General features: G+C 61.3%; 15 protein-coding genes and 3 pseudogenes. 4 read left to right on the forward strand and 14 right to left on the reverse strand.

Annotated elements, in window-relative coordinates; genetic code table 11:
• Together JWR98_RS22750 and JWR98_RS22755 are read right to left on the reverse strand one after the other, a co-directional pair.
• Positions 1 to 2,840: DUF6531 domain-containing protein (locus tag JWR98_RS22750; protein WP_425273212.1), on the reverse strand; the 2,840-nt coding region annotated here is incomplete at its 3' end.
• Between the two features lie 201 nt (positions 2,841 to 3,041).
• The gene (locus JWR98_RS22755) at positions 3,042 to 3,656 is read right to left on the reverse strand and encodes a LysE family translocator (RefSeq protein ID WP_205491256.1); all 615 of its coding nucleotides are present in this window, start codon (positions 3,654 to 3,656) and stop codon (positions 3,042 to 3,044) included.
• Between the two features lie 143 nt (positions 3,657 to 3,799).
• Here JWR98_RS22755 and JWR98_RS22760 point away from each other — a divergent pair, with 143 nt between their 5' ends.
• Positions 3,800 to 4,885: a DUF1615 domain-containing protein gene (locus JWR98_RS22760; protein WP_205491259.1), complete on the forward strand. Its 1,086-nt coding sequence runs from the start codon at positions 3,800 to 3,802 to the stop codon at positions 4,883 to 4,885.
• Here JWR98_RS22760 and JWR98_RS22765 read toward each other — a convergent pair whose 3' ends face one another.
• On the reverse strand, positions 4,886 to 5,680 hold the full coding sequence (locus tag JWR98_RS22765) for a DUF4349 domain-containing protein (protein ID WP_078732484.1): 795 nt from the start codon (positions 5,678 to 5,680) through the stop codon (positions 4,886 to 4,888).
• Between the two features lie 153 nt (positions 5,681 to 5,833).
• Here JWR98_RS22765 and JWR98_RS22770 point away from each other — a divergent pair, with 153 nt between their 5' ends.
• Positions 5,834 to 6,253 carry a PaaI family thioesterase gene (locus tag JWR98_RS22770; protein WP_078732485.1) on the forward strand — a complete coding sequence of 140 codons (420 nt, stop codon included), beginning with the start codon at positions 5,834 to 5,836 and terminating at the stop codon, positions 6,251 to 6,253.
• Positions 6,254 to 6,423: 170 nt separating this feature from the next.
• Here the strand turns inward: JWR98_RS22770 and JWR98_RS22775 are convergent, their stop codons facing one another.
• The 3 genes and pseudogenes from JWR98_RS22775 to JWR98_RS22785 all read right to left on the reverse strand — a co-directional run bounded on the left by JWR98_RS22775 (position 6,424) and on the right by JWR98_RS22785 (position 9,008).
• Positions 6,424 to 7,605 (reverse strand): acetyl-CoA C-acetyltransferase, encoded by a 1,182-nt coding sequence (locus JWR98_RS22775; protein ID WP_205491261.1) that lies wholly within the window; start codon positions 7,603 to 7,605, stop codon positions 6,424 to 6,426.
• Positions 7,606 to 7,616: 11 nt separating this feature from the next.
• A pseudogene (locus JWR98_RS22780) lies at positions 7,617 to 8,275 on the reverse strand (CoA transferase subunit B).
• A gap of 34 nt (positions 8,276 to 8,309) precedes the next feature.
• Positions 8,310 to 9,008, reverse strand: coding sequence for a CoA transferase subunit A (locus JWR98_RS22785; protein WP_205491262.1), 699 nt, complete (start codon positions 9,006 to 9,008; stop codon positions 8,310 to 8,312).
• A 192-nt stretch (positions 9,009 to 9,200) separates the two neighbouring features.
• On the opposite strand from JWR98_RS22785, the gene JWR98_RS22790 reads away from it, so the two are divergent.
• The gene (locus JWR98_RS22790; RefSeq protein WP_205491263.1) at positions 9,201 to 10,103 is read left to right on the forward strand and encodes a LysR family transcriptional regulator; all 903 of its coding nucleotides are present in this window, start codon (positions 9,201 to 9,203) and stop codon (positions 10,101 to 10,103) included.
• 57 nt (positions 10,104 to 10,160) lie between these two features.
• On the opposite strand, the gene JWR98_RS22795 is transcribed toward JWR98_RS22790, so the two are convergent.
• From JWR98_RS22795 to JWR98_RS22820, 6 genes and pseudogenes are all read right to left on the reverse strand, one after another.
• Positions 10,161 to 10,490, reverse strand: coding sequence for a hypothetical protein (locus tag JWR98_RS22795; RefSeq protein ID WP_078732489.1), 330 nt, complete (start codon positions 10,488 to 10,490; stop codon positions 10,161 to 10,163).
• A gap of 510 nt (positions 10,491 to 11,000) precedes the next feature.
• Positions 11,001 to 11,843: pseudogene (locus JWR98_RS22800) on the reverse strand (NAD-dependent protein deacetylase).
• 8 nt (positions 11,844 to 11,851) lie between these two features.
• Complete coding sequence (locus tag JWR98_RS22805; RefSeq protein ID WP_078732491.1) at positions 11,852 to 12,292, reverse strand: CBS domain-containing protein; 441 nt, start codon at positions 12,290 to 12,292, stop codon at positions 11,852 to 11,854.
• Between the two features lie 128 nt (positions 12,293 to 12,420).
• Positions 12,421 to 14,370, reverse strand: coding sequence for a DNA topoisomerase III (locus JWR98_RS22810; RefSeq protein ID WP_205491264.1), 1,950 nt, complete (start codon positions 14,368 to 14,370; stop codon positions 12,421 to 12,423).
• A gap of 157 nt (positions 14,371 to 14,527) precedes the next feature.
• The gene (locus tag JWR98_RS22815; protein ID WP_078732493.1) at positions 14,528 to 16,150 is read right to left on the reverse strand and encodes an MFS transporter; all 1,623 of its coding nucleotides are present in this window, start codon (positions 16,148 to 16,150) and stop codon (positions 14,528 to 14,530) included.
• Between the two features lie 64 nt (positions 16,151 to 16,214).
• Complete coding sequence (locus tag JWR98_RS22820; RefSeq protein ID WP_078732494.1) at positions 16,215 to 17,861, reverse strand: GMC family oxidoreductase; 1,647 nt, start codon at positions 17,859 to 17,861, stop codon at positions 16,215 to 16,217.
• Positions 17,862 to 17,990: 129 nt separating this feature from the next.
• Here JWR98_RS22820 and JWR98_RS22825 point away from each other — a divergent pair, with 129 nt between their 5' ends.
• On the forward strand, positions 17,991 to 18,881 hold the full coding sequence (locus JWR98_RS22825) for a LysR family transcriptional regulator (RefSeq protein ID WP_078732495.1): 891 nt from the start codon (positions 17,991 to 17,993) through the stop codon (positions 18,879 to 18,881).
• Between the two features lie 66 nt (positions 18,882 to 18,947).
• On the opposite strand, the gene JWR98_RS22830 is transcribed toward JWR98_RS22825, so the two are convergent.
• Together JWR98_RS22830 and JWR98_RS22835 are read right to left on the reverse strand one after the other, a co-directional pair.
• Entirely contained in the window at positions 18,948 to 20,294 is a 1,347-nt protein-coding gene (locus JWR98_RS22830; RefSeq protein WP_078732496.1) for a glutamine synthetase family protein, read from the reverse strand.
• 10 nt (positions 20,295 to 20,304) lie between these two features.
• Positions 20,305 to 20,861: pseudogene (locus JWR98_RS22835) on the reverse strand (helix-turn-helix domain-containing protein).
• Positions 20,862 to 21,051 lie beyond the last annotated feature (190 nt).

Here is a 21,051-nt window from a genome sequence, read left to right on the forward strand (position 1 = left end):
TGGATCAGGCCGTTGGGGTGGTAATCCAACCGGTAGGTTTCGCCGATTTCGTTTTCGATTTCCGTGAGCAACAACCGGGCATTGTCGTAGCGGTATTTGACCTGGCTGCCGTCGGCGTTGATGCGGCGGCTGATCAGGTGCAGGCCGTTGGCGTATTCGTAACGGGTGACATGGCCGAGTTCGTCGCGTTCGGCGGTGATTTTTCCGTAGGGGTTGTAGCTGTATTCGCGGGTTGCGCCGCCCGGCAACACGATGCGAATCAACCGGCCGACACTGTCCCATTGGTATTGGGTCAGCGCGCCTTGTTCATCCTCGCGGGCAATCTGGCGGCCCAGATCGTCGTAGCGGTAACGCTTGAGGCCGCCGTTCGGCAATTGCTCTTCAAGCAACTGGCCGCGTTCGTTCCAGACCAGGCGATGACAGCTGTGATCGGGATACCAAACTCCCGTCAGCTGGCCGTATTTGTTGTAGCTGTAGTCCGAAACATGGCCGTCTGGATCGGTCCTACGCGTTACGTCACCCTGATCGTTACGCTCGTATTTCCAGACCGCCTCACCACGCCGTACCACCCGTACGAAGCCATTGTCATGCTCGTAGGACGTCGGTTCATCATCCCCCGGAAACAACGCCACCAAGCGTCCGGCATCGTCGTACTGATACGCCGTCACCGCCCCGAGCGGGTCCTGCTCGACCGTCAGCCGGCCTTTAGCGTCGTAGGATTTAAAATGCTGGGCACCGTCCGGATCGATACGCTGCACCAGCCGTGCGCGGTCATCGTGGACGTACACTTCCTGGCTGCCATCGGCGTTATGCACGTCCACACGGCCGTCATCACCCCAGGCATACCGCGTGTCCATCTGCGAAAAACTGGCCCAGTGCCGAACACACCGCGCCGCCTTGCCAGCTCTTTCCCACTCCCAAAAGAAACTCGCCCCACCGGCCAAGCCCCGCTCCAGAATGACGTGTTGCTCGTCGTACCGATAAACCTCACTTTCGCCTACCGCATTGGTCGCTGAAACGAGTCGGCCCAAGTCGTCATAGGCGTAGGAAACAACGCTCTGCTCCATCACCCATTCGTAAGGCTCATACCCCTTGGCCCGCTGAACCTGGTAATCCACCGCCACAATGCGGCCCAGCTCATAACGCAAACACAACGAGCGGCCGACACCGTTATCCAGGCGCTCAATGCGCCCCATAAAATCCCGGGCAATCCGCAGACGGTTGTCATACGCATCGCTGATCGAGAACAGCACGCCGTCGCGAAAGTGATAAAACCGCGACGCCTGGGCCAGCACTAACTCATCCGGCGAAGCCCCCAAATAGATCGCCGCTTCGGCCAGGCTATTGGTGATCGCCGGGCGAGCAACAGTCGGCATCGGAAACGAAGTAATGCGATTCTCATGGTCCGTCCACACCACCGAATCGCCGGAAACCACAAGCCGCTGCGCCAGCGAATGACTCCAACCAAACCCAAGCCCAACATCCACTTCCACCGCACTGGTGCGATACAGCCGCGTCCACTCAAACGGCAAAATCCCGTCCAACGCACCATCGGTGAGAGTCAGCAATTCCTCCCCGGTCACCATCGACACCGGGCACCCATTAGTCACGGTCTTATCCGAAGCCGCCGCCGCATCCCCGTTCGGGTTTTTCCCCGAAACAGGCACATCGTCGACAGGCTCCTGCCTGACCAACACCGTCCGCTGGGACTTGTTACGAACCAACGGCACAGCGTTCGAAACCACCTGCTCCCCAACCTTCAACGGCGCAACCGGAACCGTCTTGAACGGCACCGCCGCACTGCCCAGCAGCAATGGCCTGGCCGCTGCGACATGCGGTTCCAGACCCGGCCCCACAATCTGCTTGGCCAGCAGTTCCAACAACTCACGCGCCCGGGCGGACTTGATCGAGCCCAGCACCTGAGCCCCCAGCCGCACCGCGATCCCCATCGCACCCAATGCACGCATCAACAGCAGATTGATCAGCACCTCACCGGTGATCTCTCCCCACAGTTCATTCATCTGCGGCGGCGGCAGCATGCGCATCCAACTGACCATCGCCGACAGGTAGATAAACAGCAGCGGCTCGTCGCTGAGCACCAACAAACCGTTGGCAATCGTGTCGCTGCCCAGTTTCAGCAGTGCATCGAGTTCGGCCTGGGAGAGGTAGGCCAACAACTTTTCGCTGTTGGCCTGGAGGTCCGCCAGCAGCTCATACAACTGCGTGACGTTGTCCCACAGGTTGAAGAGGGCTTTTCCAAGACCGCTGATAAACGCCGCTTCCAGCATTCGGCGCCGATCAAGTGGCTTGGCGTCGGCATAGTCGTTCCACTGGTCCTGGAAGGTAGTGGTCCACGCTTCACGCAGGCGGATGTCCAGCCCCGCGATCACCGACTGATAAGACGCATACAGCGCCTTGACGTGATCTTTGGAAACGTTGGGATAGAAGTTGATCCGGTACTGCTGGTTGCGATCACACTCGGTGACGTCGAGGATGCCGCTCGGGCCAATGGTCTTGTGGATCGGCGCGCCCAGCGGGCCACCGTTTGGGTCGACGCGTTGCAGTACCACCGGCGTATTGCCGATGGGCACAAACTGCGTGCTTTGAAACAGGTGCACCAGAGTCAAGGTGCCGTTGGCCGGGCAGGTGGCGACGGTGCTGCTGGGAAAGAGCGAGCGCTTGATGGGGGCGGCCAATGCCACCTCATCGCCCACCTTGAATACCTGCTCGACGTCCAGCGCCGAGAAGCTCCAAAAGCGCTCAGCCCAGTCGTCAAAGGTATTCAGGCAGTCACGAAAATCACGCAAGACGCCGTCGATATCGACTGTCTTGACGTCCATTGGGGTCAGGGCCAGCCGGCCAATGGCGGGGTTCAAGATTCAGCCCCATCAACCAGGGCCATCACAAAACAAACCATCTGCACTCCCTCGCGCTGTGTATTCAGGCGAGGGACTTTGCAGAGGTTCTCAGGGCGGGGGAGTAGAGCTTATCCGGCGGTTATGTGGGAGGTTTCAGAGGTTATCGTCAGCTACAAAAAGCCTTTAGCGCTGTGCAAACGCCAAATTCAACCCCAGCCCCGCAAACGCCGCCGCGAAACTGCGGCGCAGCCAGTTTTGCACGCGCGGTGACTCGATCACCGCGCGGCGAAATACGTTGGCGAGCAGGCCATACAGCACGAACACCGCAAACGTCATGGCCATGAACACACTGCTCAGCACCAGCATTTGCACGGCAGGGGCGGTGCTACCTGGCGTCACGAACTGCGGCAGGAAGGCCAGGAAGAAAAGCGTCAGTTTGGGGTTGAGAATATTCAGCAAAACGCCACGGACTATCAGGCTGCGAGCTGTGGAAACCACCGGCGTGTCATTCATGGCGAAGGCCGAACGGTCGCGCCAGGTGGCGTACGCCAGGTACAACAGGTAGGCGGCCCCGGCGTATTTCAGCGCTTCGAACCCCAGGGCGCTGGTGTGCAGCAGGGCCGAAAGGCCGAGAGTCGAGGCCAGCAGATGCGGGATGATCCCGGCGGTGCAGCCCAGCGCGGCGCACACGCTGGCGCGCTTGCCGGCGGTAAGGCCTGTGGAAATAGTGTAGATCACGCCGGTGCCGGGAATGAGCACGACGATCAGGCAAGTGCCGAGGAAATTCAGGCTAAGCATGGCATTCAAACTCCTTGTACGAATGGGGATGAAAGATCCTGTCACGTTCGGCCGGTGCTGGCGAGAGGGCAGGTTGGCGAACCCGCGTTAGACTTACCGGTCCATATCGGCAACGCCCGGCCCATCGCCTTCAAGGAAACCCAATGTCCCTACGCCGCCTGATCCTGTGCCTCGCCCCCTTGCTGGTGCTGGCCGGCTGCTCCACCTCACGCGGCCCGCAGCAGCCGGAGCGCAGCGAGGCCGAGGTGAAAGCGCAGATCGTGCGCCTGCTGCCGGCCAAGGTAGCGGATCGCAACGGCTGGGCCCAGGACATCTACACCGCCTTCAATACCCAGAAGATCTACCCCAGCACCGAAAACATCTGCGCCGTGCTGGCGGTGACCGAGCAGGAGTCTACGTTTCAGGTCGACCCACCCGTGCCGAACATGGGCAAGATCGCCCAGGACGAAATCCTGCGCCGGGCCGGCAAGGTGCATGTGCCTGCGTTCGTGGTGCGCAGCGCGCTGCAATTGAAATCGCCCACCGGCAAGTCCTACGCCGACCGGTTGAATGCGGCGCGCACCGAGAAAGACCTCAGCGGCATCTTCGATGATTTCATCAGCATGGTGCCGCTGGGCAACACCCTGTTTGGCGGGTTCAACCCGGTGCATACCGCCGGCCCCATGCAGGTCAGCATCGACTTTGCGCAGCAACAGGCACGGGGTTATCCCTACACGGTGGACGGCACGATTCGTCGGGAGGTCTTCACCCGGCGTGGCGGCATGTACTTCGGCATCGCCCATTTGCTGGGTTACCCGGTGAGCTACGACCAGCCGTTGTACCGCTTCGCCGACTTCAATGCGGGCTGGTACGCCAGCCGCAATGCTGCGTTCCAGGCGGCGGTCAGCCGGGCTTCGGGCACTGAGTTGGCGCTGGACGGGGATTTGATTCGTTATGGTTCACTGCTGCCCGGCACCACCGAACTGGCGGTACGTTCCCTGGGCGCCAGGCTGGACATGCGTAACCCCAGCATCCGCAGCCAACTGGAGCAGGGCGAGCGGTTGGATTTTGAAGACACCACCCTCTACAAACGCGTTTTTGCCCTGGCCGATAAGGCCAACGGCACGCCGATGCCACGGGCGATCCTGCCGGGCATTGTGCTCAAGAGCCCGAAGATTACCCGCAACCTCACCACCGCCTGGTTCGCCAAGCGCGTGGATGAGCGCTATCAGCGCTGTATGAAGCGCTGATCAGGGGCGGCGGCGTACAAACTTGCGCCACAGCCACACCCACAACCAGACCACTGGAAACGCCAGGATCACAAAGGGCAGCACATAACTGGCACGTTCCAGAGCGTCAGCGGTGCCTTCCAGCATATTCGTGCCCAGGTTGCTGAACATCCGGCTCAAGCGTGACGATTGGTTCGCGCCGTCCGAGGAGCGGAAGTTCAAGGTGACACGGTTGGTGTCGAGACGACGTTGCTGGCCGGCCGCGACCTGAGCCAGGGCTTGCAGGTCGTTTTCGATGGCGGCCTGTTCCTTGCTCAAGGCGATCAGGTCGCTGACGGTGATGTCCTTGCGCTTGGCCAGTTCGTCGAGGCGTTGTTGCTGGGCTTGCAGGCGCTCCTGACGGCGGCGCACGTCGGCGACAGCGTCGGCCAGGTCTTCGGCGGTAGTGATGCGCTGGCCGAGCGTGCCGCCTTCAGCGGCCAGGGCAACCATCGGTTCCACACCGGTGGGCGCGATGCGCAGGATGATCTCGCCACCGCTGCTGTCTTCGGTGATGCCGAGGATATTGCAGGCGCCGAAGCGCGCCGTTTCGCAGGCCTCGCGCGTGGCCTGCATGCGCGGCGCGAGCAGGGCACCAGGCAGGGCCAGGGTCAGTTCATGTTCGTAGGCCAGTTGCGCGCCGGCCCGGCCTTGCTCGCCGTTGACGGCGGCGGCGCGGGAGTGGTCCTTGGGCGAACAGCCGGCCAGCATCAGGCCGGTCAGCAAGATCAACAGGGGCACGCGAAACGGGCGAGGGTTGCCGTCCAGATGGCGCATTACGGTTCCTTGAGGTGTACGGAATTGGCGGCGATTAAAGCGGGTCTGGCGGATTAACGCAAAGTATCGCGCAAGATTTGCATGGCTGATGGTGGTGGCCGGGGTTTGGAAGCAGGCGTACACCTCAAGCCTGATGCCAAGGAACAGCTCATTATGATGACTCACACTGTGCCCGAAGGTTTTGTCTCGTTGCCCCGCAGCAGTCCGCTGCTGGATCTGCTGGGCCCGGCGTATTGCCGAGGTGACGGCCTGCAACTGGAAATCGGCCTGCGCGCTGACAATCGTCATGCCAACGGGCGCGGCACCGTGCATGGCGGGGTGCTGGCGACGTTGGCGGATATCGGCATGGGCTACGCCATGGCGTTTTCCAGCGAGCCGCCGTTGCCGTTGATTACCGCGAGCATGACCGTGGATTACCTGGGGGCTGTACAGGTCGGGGAGTGGATCGTGGTGCGCTTGGAGCATCACAAGCGGGGGCGGCAGATGGCGTTTGCCACGGTGAGTCTGCAGGTGAGGGAGAAGGTGGTGGCGCGGGCGAGTGCAGTGTTTGCGGTGCCTCAATCTGACAGGTAACGAGGATCGGGTGTGGGAGGGTGTTTTTTCAGGTCTACCGGATAAAGGAAAGGCCCGGTTTTCGTGGAACCGGGCCTTTCCAGTGTTGCTCTTGTCGAAGGGGGCCGCTGCGCAGCCCAACGGGAGCAAGCTCCCTCGCCACAACGGGTCTTTTCTGTGTTGCTCTTTTATCAGCCGCGCTCAAGGGCCAGGGCTACGCCTTGGCCGCCACCGATGCACAGCGTTGCCAGGCCTTTCTTGGCGTCGCGCTTGATCATCTCGTGCAATAGGGTCACCAGCACGCGGCAGCCTGAGGCGCCGATCGGGTGGCCGATGGCGATGGCGCCGCCGTTGACGTTGACCTTGTCGGCATCCCACTCCAGCTCTTTGCCCACCGCCAGGGATTGCGCGGCGAAGGCTTCGTTGGCTTCGATCAGGTCCAGGTCGCTGAGCTTCCAGCCGGCCTTGTCCAGGCATCGACGGGTAGCCGAAACCGGGCCGATGCCCATGATAGCGGGGTCGACACCCGCGTTGGCGTAGCTGGCGATGCGCGCCAAAACCGGCAGCCCCAGGGCTTTGGCCTTGTCGGCGCTCATCAGCAATACGGCCGCGGCGCCGTCGTTAAGGCTGGAGGCGTTGCCGGCGGTGACACTGCCGTCTTTCTTGAACGCCGGCTTGAGTTTGGCCAGGGATTCGGCGGTGGTGCCGGCACGCGGTTGCTCATCCACGGCGAAGGCCACCGGGTCGCCTTTGCGCTGGGGGATCAGGATCGGCGTGATTTCATCGGCAAAACGCCCGGCTTCAATCGCCGCGCTGGCTTTTTGCTGGGACGCGGCGGCAAAGGCATCCTGGGCTTCGCGGCTGATGCCGTACTTGTCCACCAGATTCTCGGCGGTGATACCCATATGGTAATCGTTGAATGCATCCCACAGGCCGTCGGTGATCATGCTGTCGATCATCTTGGCGTGACCCATGCGCAAACCGGTGCGCGCAGCGGGCAGCACGTATGGGGCCAGGCTCATGTTTTCCATGCCGCCGGCGATGATCACATCGGCGTCGCCGCAACGGATCGCCTGGGCACCGAGGTGCAGGGCCTTGAGGCCCGAGCCGCAGACTTTGTTCAGGGTTAGGCTCGGCACCGCGTGGGGCAGGCCGGCGAGGATCGAGGCCTGGCGCGCGGGGTTCTGGCCTGAGCCTGCGGTGAGCACCTGGCCGAGGATCACTTCATCGACCTGGGCCGGGTCCAGGCCAGTCTGCTCCAGCAGTCGACGGATCACGGCGGCGCCCAGTTCCGGTGCCGGGATATTCGCCAGCGAACCCTGGAAGCTGCCTACGGCGGTGCGGGTGGCAGCAACAATCACGACGTCTTGCATGGAATCTGTCCTCACTGGAAGTGCATTTCTGGAACATGGTCCGGGACGATCAGTTTACCGGCGGTCTTGCTCACAATCTCTTCAACGCTGACGCCAGGTGCGCGTTCCTTGAGGACAAAAGCGCCATTTTCGATCTCCAGGTACGCAAGATCCGTCAGTACCCGCTTGATACAGTTGGCACCGGTCAGCGGCAGGCTGCATTGGCTGAGCAGCTTGGACTCACCATCCTTGGAGGCGTGGGTCATGATCACGATGATATTTTCCGCGCCGGCCACCAGGTCCATGGCGCGCCCATGCCCTTCACCAGCTTGCCGGGGATCATCCACGAGGCGATGTTGCCGTGCACGTCCACTTCAAACGCGCCGAGCACGGTGAGGTCGACGTGGCCGCCGCGAATCATCGCGAAGGACTCGGCGGAGGAGAAGATTGATGCGCCGATACGCGCGGTCACGGTTTGTTTGCCGGCGTTGATCATGTCGGCATCAATGGTTTCTTCGGTCGGAAACGGACCCATGCCGAGCAGGCCATTTTCCGATTGCAGCATCACTTCCATGCCGTCGGGGATGTAGTTGGCCACCAGGGTCGGAATGCCGATGCCGAGGTTGACGTAGAAGCCGTCCTGCATTTCGCGGGCGACGCGTTGAGCCATTTGTTCGCGGGTAAGAGCCATGTTATGCGTCCTTATTGTTCGGGCTGGGGGCAGATTATTTGTGCACGGTGCGCTGTTCGATGCGCTTCTCGAACGTGCCGCAGATGATCCGGTCGACGTAGATGCCAGGGGTGTGGATCTGCGCCGGGTCCAGCTCGCCCGGTTCGACGATTTCCTCGACTTCGACCACGGTGATCTTGCCGGCGGTGGCGGCCAGCGGGTTGAAGTTTTGGGCGGTGTGGCGGTAGATGACGTTACCGAAGTGGTCGGCTTTCCAGCCTTTGACAATGGCGAAGTCGCCCGTAATGGACTCTTCCATCAGGTAGGGGCGGCCGTTGAATTCGCGGGTTTCCTTACCTTCGGCGACGGGGGTGCCGACGCCGGTGGCGGTGAAGAAGGCCGGAATGCCGGCACCGCCTGCGCGCATTTTTTCCGCCAGGGTGCCTTGGGGGGTGAGGACCACTTCGATTTCGCCGCTGAGCAATTGCTTCTCGAACAGGGCGTTTTCACCGACGTAGGAGGCGATCACTTTGCTGATCTGCTTTTGTTCCAGCAGCACGCCCAGGCCGAAACCGTCGACCCCGCAGTTGTTGGAAACCACTGTCAGGTCGCGGGTGCCTTTGCGCTTGATTTCATTGATGAGGTTTTCCGGAATGCCGCATAGGCCAAAACCGCCGGCAAGCACAGTCATGCCGTCCTCCAGGCCTGCCAGCGCTTCCTCGTAGGACGCCACGCGTTTATCGAAACCTGCCATGTGCATGCACCTCTATTTATTGTATGTGGGCCAGCCAGTGAACCGAGTGTTGCGCCGACAAATTGATTTGTTAAGTTGTTTTTTTAGGTTGATTGATTTAAAAAACAGCATAATTGGCTTCAAGCCGCAAGCTTCAAGAAGAAGCACGGCCGCTTTTACTTGCCGCTTTCAACTTGTAGCTTGGAGCTTCCAATGACCGTTAAACAAATGCGTGCCTTTCTGGCCGTGGCCCAGAGCCTGAGTTTTGCCGCCGCCTGCGAGCGCCTGCACCTGTCCCAGTCGGCGCTGAGCCTGACCATCAAGGGGCTGGAGGAAGGGCTGGGGGGGCGCCTGTTCAGCCGTAACACCCGCAACGTGGCACTGACCCCCGAAGGTGAATCCCTGTTGCCGTTGGCCCGCCGGTTGATTGCCGATTGGGACAATGCCGAAGATGAACTGCGCCAACGTTTCACCCTGCAGCGTGGGCGAGTCACAGTGGCGGCGATGCCCTCGTTTGCGGGCAATTTGCTGCCGCCGATCCTGAAGATATTCCGCGCACGTTACCCCCAGGTGAATGTGACGGTGCATGACTTGATCAATGAGCAGGTGCTGGAGATGGTCCGCGACCGTCAGGTGGAGTTGGGTGTGGCATTCGAGCCTGCGCAGGGCTCCTCATTGGCCTTCACTCCGCTGTATCTGGACCGCTTCATCGCGGTGGTGCCGAGTGATTCGCCGTTGGTGCAGTGTGACGAGATCACCTGGAAAACCTTGCTGGGACAACCGTTCATCACCTTGCAGCGGCCGTCCACCGTGCGGGTCATGCTGGAGGAGCACTTGGGTGCTTTGCAGATGAAGCTGCCGGTGGCCTTGGAAAGCCATCAACTGGCGACGGTGGGCAAGATGGTTGCCAGCGGCCTTGGCGTCAGTGCCGTACCGGCGTTGTGTGCACAGCAAATGGAGGAGGCAGGGGCCCATTGCATCACCTTGAACAGCCCGGTGATCGAACGACCGATTGGTGTATTGACCAAGCCGGGCCATGAGTTGTCGGCGGCGGCGCAGGTATTGTTTGATATCTTCAGGGATGAAGCAGGGAAGGGCAGGTTTCCAACTTTTTGAATGTGATAAAACACCTGGGGGAGCTATCAGCTCCCCCAGGTGTCAGTCGATTTTTACTTAGTAGTAGCGGTCGATTACCTTAACTTGCGAGTTATCCTTGAAAGATTCCCAGGCATGGTTAAGTGTGTCGAATACTTGCTCGATAAAGTTGCGATCGGCTGCGGCCTTCTTGCCGACATAACCCTGGCCGCGGCGGTACATCTTCAGGCGCGCCGCCAGCTCACGGTGATTGCGGTCAAACTCGGCTTCTTCGGTATGGGGCGCCAGGCAGTCAATTTGCACTTCGCCCGATTTTCCTACCCACAGAATATGATCGTCGAGTGTGTCTTTCTGCGCTGCGAACATCTCAGCCAATTCATCGATAGTAGGTTGATTGTTCAGATTCATGTGTAAGCCCCTTGACCAGTTGGCGATCTATCAGTTGATTCCGTTAAAACTGCTTAGTTGTCTCCGGCGTTAAACGCCGGGCGTCAGTGACGGTCTGCCGAATACGGGCAGGGTCTTGAACCTGATGCATGTAGTTTTGCTGATGAACTGCTACGCAATGCATTCATAACGAAGACAAGCAGCCTTTGAGCTCCTTGTACCCATCCCTTTCGGAGCAGGTCAGCTTCATCAATCTGCCTTGTGGGCAGTGCACATCCGGAAAAAACAGCTCGGCGGTCAGACGAGCGCTTTCAAAACACCTGTTACCAACGCTCCCGATGCGGGAGACGTCTAGATCATGCAAGGACAAAAAGGTTACGTCAACGGTTATGTAGTGATTATTTTTGCTCACTACATAAATTTCAGGCGGGGCGGGGGCATGCGTGGAAATGTGACTTGAGCGTCATTTTCTGGCGTGGTGGGTCGCTTGAGGGAAGGGCTGGATTCAGCACAGACCCAGGGTGAGGCGGACTATCCGAGTCGCTTGGCAAGCAGCGGCAACAGCGCCTCGCACGACGCCTCGATCTTCACGTGTAACAGCTCATCCCCACGGGTCTTGCCCAGGTTGATCGCTATAACCGGTTTGCCTTGTTCGACCATTGCCTTGCACAGGCGAAACGCCGAATAGGCCATCAGCGACGAGCCCACCACCAGCAGCCCTTCGGCATGCTCCACCGCCGCCATGGCCTTGGCCGCCGTCGGCTGTGCAACGTTCTCGCCAAAAAACACCACATCCGGTTTCAGGCATTGACCCTCGCAATGGGGGCAACGCGGCACCTGGAAGCGCTCTTCGAACGCGGGGGCGAGCAAGGTATCGCCATCGGGCGCTTGCACGGCATCGACGCCGGTCAGGTAGGGGTTATCCATCTCCATCATCCGCTGGATCACATCGCGCTCGCTGCGCTGCCGGCAATCCAGGCACAGCACACGGTGCAGGCTGCCGTGCAACTCAATCACATCATGGCTGCCGGCCTGATCATGCAGGGTGTCGACGTTCTGGGTAATCAGGCGTGATGCGCTGGCGCTGTTGCAGGGTCGCCAGTGCCCGGTGGGCGTCGTTCGGCTGGGCGATGCGTACTCGCGGCCACCCCAGCATCGCTCGCGCCCAGTAACGGCGCCGTGCTTGCGGGGTGGCAGGAATTCCTGGTACATCATCGGCGCCTTGCCGCGGCGCACGCCTTCGCTGTCGCGGTAGTCGGGGATTCCCGATGGCGTGCTGATCCCCGCACCGGTCAACACCAGAAAGCGCCGTTCGGCCATCGTCCTGTGCAGGGTGTCGAGATTGTCTTCCTGATAGGCCAGGGTATCGGGCATGGGTTCTCCTATTCGCCGCGAATGTACTGCTCCAACTGCTTGATCAACGCGGCCTGTTCGGCGATGGCTTCCTTGACCAGGTCACCAATGGACAGCAGCCCCAGCAGTTTGCCGTCTTCGACCACGGGCAGGTGGCGCAGGTGACTGTCGGTCATGATGTTCATGCATTCTTCGACGCTTTTATGGGTATCGACGGTGATCACCGGCGAGCTCATCACTTCATGCACCTTTGTGGTGACCGACGACAGGCCTTTGAGCATGATTTTGCGCGCGTAATCACGTTCGCTGATGATGCCCACCACCACGTCATCCTTGACCACCGGCAAGGCCCCTACGTTTTTTTCCGACATCCGCACCAGCGCCTCAAACACGGTGTGATCCCATCTGATGGTGTGGACGTCCTGGTTTTTATGGTCCTTGGCTTTGAGCAATTGTGCGACGGTCTTCATGGCGGCCACTCCGGTGTTGTTGTAGGTAGTCCAGATCCCCTACAGAATCCTAGACCGAACCCGCCGTAGCAAGGTCCAATGCGGCGTTAAACCTGTCGAAAAACGTCATTTGCCGGTTTTTTCGCTGTTTATCCCGCATTTCCCGGTTTTTTGCCGCGCTTGGGGTTGGCGGTGGCCTTGCGTGGAGCAGCCTTGCGCTTGTTTTTCCACGGCGTGGCTCCTCGGCCCGCGGGGCTGGCCGGGCCGGTGATGGTCATGCGCATGCCATTGCAGCGCGCCACCTGCTTGCTCATCCAGGCCGCCTGCTTGGCGACGAATTCCTCCAGGCTCATGTCACCGCTTTGCACCATGTCCAGCGCCTGTTCCCAAATGGCGGTGGTGCCAGGGTCGGCGATGGCGCGGGGCACCGCGTCGATCAGGCTGAACGCCGCAGGGGTGGCCGACAGCGCCTTGCCGTTTTTCACCAGGTAACCGCGATCGAGCAGGCCCTGGATGATCCCCGCGCGGGTCGCTTCGGTGCCGATGCCGGTGGTGTCCTTGAGCTTCTGTTTGAGCAGTGGGTCTTCCACCAGCTTGGCGACGTTTTTCATCGCCTTGATCAGGTCACCTTCGGTAAAGGGTTTGGGGGGCTGAGTCCATAAGTCCTTGAGGTTGACCTTGGCCACCGCATAATCCTGGCCTTGCACCAGTGTCGGCAGGGGCTGAGGTGTCGGCGCTTCACGGCCTTTGGCCGGCGCGAGGGCTTCGGGCAAGGCGCGCTTCCAGCCCGGTTCAATCACCACTTTGCCTACCGCGCGCAAGGCCTGGCCCGCGCAGTCGAAATCCGCCTGGGTACGGTCGTATTCATGGTTGGGCAGGAACTGCGCCAGGTAGCGCGCGCGAATCAGCGTGTATACCGCAAGGTGCTTGCCGGTGAGTTGCCCCAGGTCCTTGCCCGCCCCGGTGGGGATGATGCCGTGGTGGGCGCTGACCTTGGCGTCGTTCCAGGCCCGCGAGCGCCGCCGGGGGTCGATATGCGGCATCAGGTCGGCCACCGTCGTGTCGGCGCGGCCCAGCGCGGCGAGGATCTTCGGCGCTTCGCTGTGCTGGCTCATGGGCAGGTAGCCGCAGTCACTGCGCGGGTAGGTGATGACCTTGTGGGTTTCGTAGAGGGACTGGGCGATGTCCAGGGTTTCCTGGGCGCCGAGGCCGAGTTTTTTGGAGCAGATTTCCTGTAGCGTGCCGAGATCGAAGGGCAGGGGTGCCACTTCACGCATGCGTTCGGTGCGCAGCTTTATCAGGCGGGCGCTGGCGGCGCTGCGCATCGCCTCGGCGGCTTCGTTGGCAAATTGCGGGTTTAGGCAACGGCCCTGGTCGTCGCAGACATCTTCGCCAGCGCGCCATTGAGCAGTAAAGGTCATGCGCTCGTGACGCAACTCCACATCGATGGCCCAGTAAGCCACCGGTACGAAATCGGCGATGCTGCGATCGCGGTCCACCACCAGGCGCAAGGTCGGCGTTTGCACGCGGCCCACCGGCAACACACCTTGATAGCCGGATTGACGTCCAAGCAGGGTAAACAGGCGGCTCATGTTCATGCCGATCAGCCAGTCGGCGCGAGAGCGGCCCAGGGCCGAATGATACAGGCTGAATGTCTCTGCGCCGGGCTTGAGCGCCGCCAGGGCCTTGCGAATGGAGGCATCGTCCAGCGCCGACAGCCACAGGCGCTGAATCGGCCCGCGATAGCGGCAATGCTCCACCAGCTCACGGGCGATCATCTCGCCCTCGCGGTCGGCGTCGGTGGCGATTACCAGTTCCTGGGCTTCCCCCAACAAGCGCTTGACCGCCTTGAACTGACTGGCGGTCCTGGGCTTGACGAGCATCTTCCATTTTTCCGGGACGATCGGCAGGTCGGCCAGCACCCAGCGTTTGTACTTGGCGTCGTAGGCGTCGGGCGGGGCGGTTTCCAGCAGGTGGCCGATACACCAGGTGACCGTGACCCCATTGCCCAGCCAGCACCCGTCGCCACGGCGACTGGCGCCGAGCACGGCCGCGATGTCCTTGGCCTGGGAGGGTTTTTCACAGAGGTACAGCCGCATGGTCGCCACATCAGATCGGGTTGATGCTGTGCAGGATGCTTAGTCAGCGCCGATTCGGCAACCTTTATCTGTATGGATGTACAGTTTTAAGTTTCAAGCTACAAGCTGCAAGTAAAAGCCGATTCGCTCTGACTTGCCGCTTGTAGCTTGCCGCTGCTTAATTATTATCGATATCCACGTGCCGCGTTTCTTTGAGGCAGAACATCCCCACGATCAGGCTCACCCCCGTCACTACCACCGGGTACCACAGGCCGTAGAAGATATCCCCGGTGTACACCACCAGTGCAAACGACACGGTCGGCAGGAACCCGCCGAACCAGCCGTTACCGATATGGTAGGGCAGCGACATCGAGGTGTAGCGGATGCGCGTCGGGAACAGTTCCACCATCAGCGCCGCGAGTGGGCCGTAGCACATGGCTGCGATCAGGATCAGCGCGACGATCAGTACCACCACCATCACTTTGTTGACCTGCGCCATATCCGCCGAGGATGGGTAGCCGGCCAGGGTCACCGCGCCGCGCAGGGCTTGTTCATCAAAGCCATCGATGCGCACGTCACCAACGCTCACCTGCACCGGGCTGCCGGCGGGTGCGGCGGCGCTGCTGTACGGCAGGCCTTGCTTGACCAGGAAGGTTTTGACCTTGTCGCACGGGCTGTCAAAACGCGCCTTGCCCACCGGGTCGAACTGGAAGGTGCAGGTGGCCGGGTCGGCCAGCACAGTGATCGGCGCCTGGCGGCTGGCCTGGTCCATGGCCGGGTTGGTGTAGTGCGCCAGGCTCTTGAAGATCGGGAAGTACAGCACGGTTGCCAGCAGCAGGCCGAGCATCAGTACCGGCTTGCGCCCGATTTTGTCCGACAGCCAGCCAAAGAAGATAAAGAACGGCGCGCCTATGACCACGCTGATGATCAGCAGCATATTGGCCAACGCCGGGTCCATCTTCAGGAACTGGGTGAGGAAGAACAGCACATAGAACTGCGCGGCGTAGAAGGTCACCGCCTGGCCGCCGTTGATGCTGAACAGGGCGATCAGCACCACCTTGAGGTTTTCCCATTTGCCGAACGACTCACGGATCGGCGCCTTGCTGGCCTTGCCTTCCTCTTTCATCTTCAGGAAGGCTGGCGACTCGTGCAGGCTCATGCGGATCCAAGTGGAAATGCCCAGCAGCACGATGGAGAACAGGAACGGAATACGCCAGCCCCACACTTCGAACTGGTCGCCGGTGAAGTACCGGCAGGCCAGCACCACCAGCAGCGACAGCAGCAGGCCGATGGTCGCGGTGGATTGAATCCAGCTGGTATGAAAGCCGCGCTTGCCGGCCGGCGCGTGTTCCGCCACATAGGTGGCCGCGCCACCGTATTCACCGCCCAGCGCCAGGCCTTGCAGCATGCGCAGCAAGACCAGGATGATCGGCGCCGCAATGCCGATGCTGGCATAGGTCGGCAGCAGCCCGACGCAGAAGGTCGCCACGCCCATCAGAATGATGGTGACGAGGAAGGTGTATTTGCGCCCGATCATATCGCCCAGGCGGCCGAACACCAGCGCGCCGAACGGCCGCACCACAAAGCCGGCGGCAAAGGCCATCAAGGCAAAGATGAAAGCAGTGGTGTCGTTGACCCCGGCAAAGAACTGCTTGCTGATGACGGCAGCCAACGCGCCGTAGAGAAAAAAGTCATACCACTCGAACACCGTCCCCAGGGACGAGGCGAAAATGACTTTCTTGGAGTCGTTGCTGGTGCTCGCGTCGCGCGTCGAGCCCAGGGTTTGAGCGTGTTCTGACATCGGGTAACCCTCACAGTGATTATTTATTGTTGTTCCACTGTCGCGCCGGGTACGGCGCCGCTATTCAGATTGCATGAATCAGTTCTTTCTCCTGGGCGAGGCTCCTTGTAGGCGGCGAAAGGATCATCTGCGCGGCTTTCTCCGCGATCATCAGTGTCGGTGAACAGGTGTTGCCGGAGGTGATGCGCGGCATGATCGAGGCATCGGCGATGCGCAGGCCGGGTACGCCATGCACCCGCAGTTGCGCATCGACCACCGCGTCTTTATCGCTGCCCATGCGGCAGGTGCCTACTGGATGGAAGATCGTCGTGCCGATGCGCGCGGCGGCTTCGTGCAGTTGTGCTTCGGTTTGCAGCGAGTCGCCCGGTAAATATTCGACCGGGTTGAACTGGCTCAGGGCCGGTGCGGCGACGATGCGACGGGTGAGGCGAATCGCGTCGGCGGCCACGCGCAGGTCTTGCGGGTGGCTGAGGTAATTGGGCTGGATCAGCGGCGCATCCGCCGGGTTGGTCGAGCGAATATCGATACGGCCACGGCTTTGCGGACGCAGGTCGCACACTGAGGCAGTGAACGCCGGAAAGCCGTGCAATGGCTCGCCGAACCGCTCCAGGGACAGTGGTTGCACATGGTATTCGAGGTTGGCCGAGGTCTGTTCCGGGCCGGAGCGGGCAAACGCGCCGAGCTGGCTGGGCGCCATCGACAGCGGGCCGCTGCGGTCATACAGGTAGCGCAGGCCCATGCCCATCTTGCCCCACAAGGTGCCGGCGATCTGGTTCAGGGTGCGGGCGTTTTCCAGCTTGTAGATCAGCCGCAGTTGCAGGTGGTCCTGCAGGTTGCCGCCGACGCCGGGCAGTTCATGCAGCACCTCGATGCCCAGCGGTTTGAGCACGCTGGAAGGGCCGATCCCCGAGCGTTGCAGAATCCCTGGAGAACCCACGGCACCGGCGCAGAGTATGATTTCCTTGTTTGCCTTCCAGCGCATTGGCTGGTCGTCCTGACGCCCGATCACGGCTGAGGCACGGCCGTTTTCCAGCAGCACGCGGTCCACTTCCACACCGGTCAGCACGGTGAGATTGGGCCGCTGGCGGATCGGCTTGAGAAACGCCTTGGCCGCGTTCCAGCGCACCCCGGCTTTTTGATTGACCTGAAAGTAGCCACAGCCTTCGTTATCGCCCTGATTGAAGTCGCTGATGGTGGCGATGCCGCTTTGCGCCGCCGCATCGCGGAAGGCGTCCAGGATCGGCCAGTGCAGGCGCTGTTGTTCGACGCGCCATTCACCGCCGTCGCTGTGAAACTCCGAGCTGCCGGCAAAGTGGTTTTCGCTCTGCTTGAACAGCGGCAATACGTCTTTCCAGGCCCAGCCGGGGTTGCCTTCAGCCGCCCAGCCATCGTAGTCCTGGGCCTGGCCGCGCATGTAGATCATGCCGTTGATGGACGAACAGCCCCCCAGCACTTTGCCCCGCGGATAACTCAGCGCACGGCCTTGCAGGCCTTCCTGGGCTTCGGTCTTGAAGCACCAGTCGGTGCGCGGGTTGCCGATGCAGAACAGGTAGCCGACGGGGATATGAATCCAGGGATAATTGTCGCGGCCACCGGCTTCGAGCAGCAGTACGCGGTGGGCGGGGTTGGCGGACAGTCGATTGGCCAGCAGGCAGCCTGCGGGGCCGGCACCTACTACCACGTAATCGTATTGCGCAGCTGCAATGGACATCTGAGGTCTCGCTTGTTTTTCTTATTGGGCCCATCCTAGTTGTTAGTTTTCGTCTTAAAAATGTTAGTTTTTACCCAGCTGCTGTGCGTTTTTAAACAGTGCTGCCCAGGCTGATGGAATGGAGGCGACATGTTCGACTGGAATGACCTGCGGTTCTTTCTTGAGTTGCAGCGCAGCGGCCGCCTGCTCACTGCCGCGCAGCGCCTGAAAACCACGCACGCCACCGTGGCGCGGCATATCGAAGCGATCGAGAAAAGCCTCGGCACCGCGTTGTTTGTGCAGCATGCGCAGGGCTACGAACTGACACCCTCCGGCGAGGCGCTGCTCAAACACGCCGAAGCCATGGAAAACGTCGCGCTGCTGGCCGAAGACGAACTCACCCACTGCGCCGCGCCCCTGGGCAAGATCCGCCTCGGCGTGGCCGAAGGCCTGGGCGTGATGTTCCTCGCCGGGCGCATGGGCGGACTGTTCGAGCGCTACCCCGGGCTGGAAGTGGAGCTGGTCGCCGTGCCGCGTTTTGTCAGCATCCTCAACCGTGAAGCGGAAATCAGCATCCACCTCGAACGTCCCAGCGTCGATCAACTGGTGACGCGCAAACTCACGGATTACCGCCTCTCCCTTTACGCCAGCCGCGCCTACCTGGATCGCAATCCGCCGATTGAAAAACGCGAGGATCTGGCGGCCCATTCCTGGATCGATTATGTCGACGATCTGCTGTTCAGCCAGGAACTGAAGTTCCTCAGCAGTTTTTGTCGCAACCCCAAAGTGGTGTTCCACAGCACCAGCGTCATCGCCCAGCACCAGGCGGCGCGCTCGGGGCTGGGGATTGCAGTGTTGCCGTGTTTCATGGCCGCCAGCGACCCCGACCTGGTGGCATTGCTGCCACAGGAGAGTATCCAGCGCAGCTACTGGATCAGCTCGCGCCGGGAGCTGCACAAATCGGTGCGGCTGCGGGTGCTGTGGGATTACGTGGTGGAGTTGTGCGCGCGCGAGCAAAGGCTGTTGTTGGGCGAGGCCTGACGGATGAAACCGGCTCGGGTTTTCCGTGAGGGCCGGGGCGCTTTGCTCGGTCAAGGGGGGCCGTCGTTAGAGAAACCAGCGATATTCCCGCGCATTGATCTCTTGCTGAAAGGCCAGGTGATCCTGGCGCTTGTTCTCGCAGTACACGTCGACAAATTCGGCGCCCAGCTTATCGCGCACGACCGCGTGATGTTGCATGGCACGCACGGCGTCGGGCATTTCCACGGGAAAGTCGCTGCCGCTTGAGCGGTCCTCGTTGAGGGGCGCGATGGGTTCCTGTCGGGTTTCCAGGCCATGCTCCAGGCCAGCGAGTATGGCCGCCAACACCAGATACGGGTTGGCGTCGGCGCTGGCCAGGCGGTGTTCGATGCGCAGGTTGCGCGGGTCGGACTCGGGGATGCGCACGCACGCGTCACGGTCTTCAAACCCCCAGCAAGCGCGGGTCGCGGCATTTACGGTGCCGCCCAGGCGGCGGAAGGCGTTGTGGTTGGGCGAGAAAATCGGCATGCAGTGCGGCAGCAGTTCCAGGCACCCGGCCACGGCGTGGCGCAGCGGTTGCTGCTGGTGCGCCGCCAGCAGGTTGTTGCCCGCGCCGTCATAGAGACTCACATGCACGTGCATGCCACTGCCCGGAAATTGCAGGTACGGCTTGGCCATGAAGCTGGCGCGATAACCCTGCTTGAGCGCCACGCCACGGGTGCTGCGGCAGAACAGGGCGGCCCAGTCGGCGGCGCGCAGGCCGTCATCAAGGTGGCCGAAGTTGATCTCGAACTGGCCGGGGCCGAGTTCGGCGGTGATCACCGTGATGTCGATGCCCTGGTCCTTGGCCGTTTGCGCCATATCGTCCAGCACCTCGCTGAAACGCGACAGTCGCTCGATATGCAGGTTGGGCTGGTCATCGGCATCATCGCTCAGCGGATCGCGGGCGAATTGCGGCAGGCCGTTGTCGAGTTTTTTGTCGAACAGGTAGAACTCCAGTTCAAACGCCACCACCGGATGAATGCCTTTGCGGTGCAGGCGTTCGATCACCTTGGCCAGCACTTCCCGAGGTTCGAATTCGATGGGCGCTTCGGTGCCGTCGGAGGTGATCAGCATCTGGCCCAGGGGTTGCGATTCCCAACTCACCGGCTTGAGCGTTCCCGGCACCAGGCGGCGGTTGGCGTCCGGGTCGCCGTCGTTGAAGCAATAATCGCCGATCTTGAACAACCCGCCTTGCGCGCCCAGCAGGATGGCATTCTGCGGCAGTTTCAGCGGGCTGCCGGCCGCGACCTTTTCCAGCATCTCGATGGGGTAGCGCTTGCCGTAGAAATGCCCGGGAATGTCCAGGGCGATCAGGTCGACGTAACGCACCTCGGGGTGGTGCTGACGAAAGGTCCGTACTTCGGCCAGCAGCGCGGGGGAGTGACTTTTCACGGGGTTGCTCCTAGTTGTAAACCCACAGCACGCGGGCGGGCAGGTCGGTCAGGTTGGCGTAGCGGCAATGGGCGAAACTGGCCAGGTGGAAACTGTCGCCAGGGCCGAGGGTGACCGAATCGGGCTCGCCGTCTACCCACAAGGTCAGCTCGCCTTCCAGCACGAAACCGGCCTGCTCGGCGCGGTCGCTCATGGTTTGTTCGCCGCTGTTGGCGCCGGGGGCCAGCAGGCTGTCGAGCATGGAAAACGCACCGTTCATGCTGGGGGAGACCAGGATGTCGGTGATGCCGTTGGCGTAATACACCGTGCGCCGTTCGTTGGGGCGTGTGATCCAGTCCACTGCCTTGGGTTTGGGTTGGCTGTAGAAATACGTGGTGGGCACGTCCAGCGCGTGGCTGATGGCGGTGAGATCCGCCACGGTGGGGCGCGACAGCCCGCGTTCGACCTGGGACACAAAGCCCACGAGCGCTCGATCTTTTGCGCGAGTTGGGCCAGGGTGAGCTTCTTGTGCTTACGCAGGTCGTGGATCAGGGCGGCGAGGGTGGCGAGTTCTTCTTGTTGCGTCATGAAATTTATATCTTGAAATTTCATGAAAAATTACAGGATTAATTTCATGAAGGCAATGAGGGCAGCATTGATACATGAACACCCCGTGACGAGGGAGCTTGCTCCCGCTGGGCTGCGAAGCTGCCCCAACCCGATCACCGCGTTCGTTCAGGTTGATTACGGTGGGGCTTTTTGGGGCTGCTGCGCAGCC

Origin of the sequence: Pseudomonas lactucae, assembly GCF_016937615.1 — a bacterium.
GTDB lineage: Bacteria > Pseudomonadota > Gammaproteobacteria > Pseudomonadales > Pseudomonadaceae > Aquipseudomonas > Aquipseudomonas lactucae.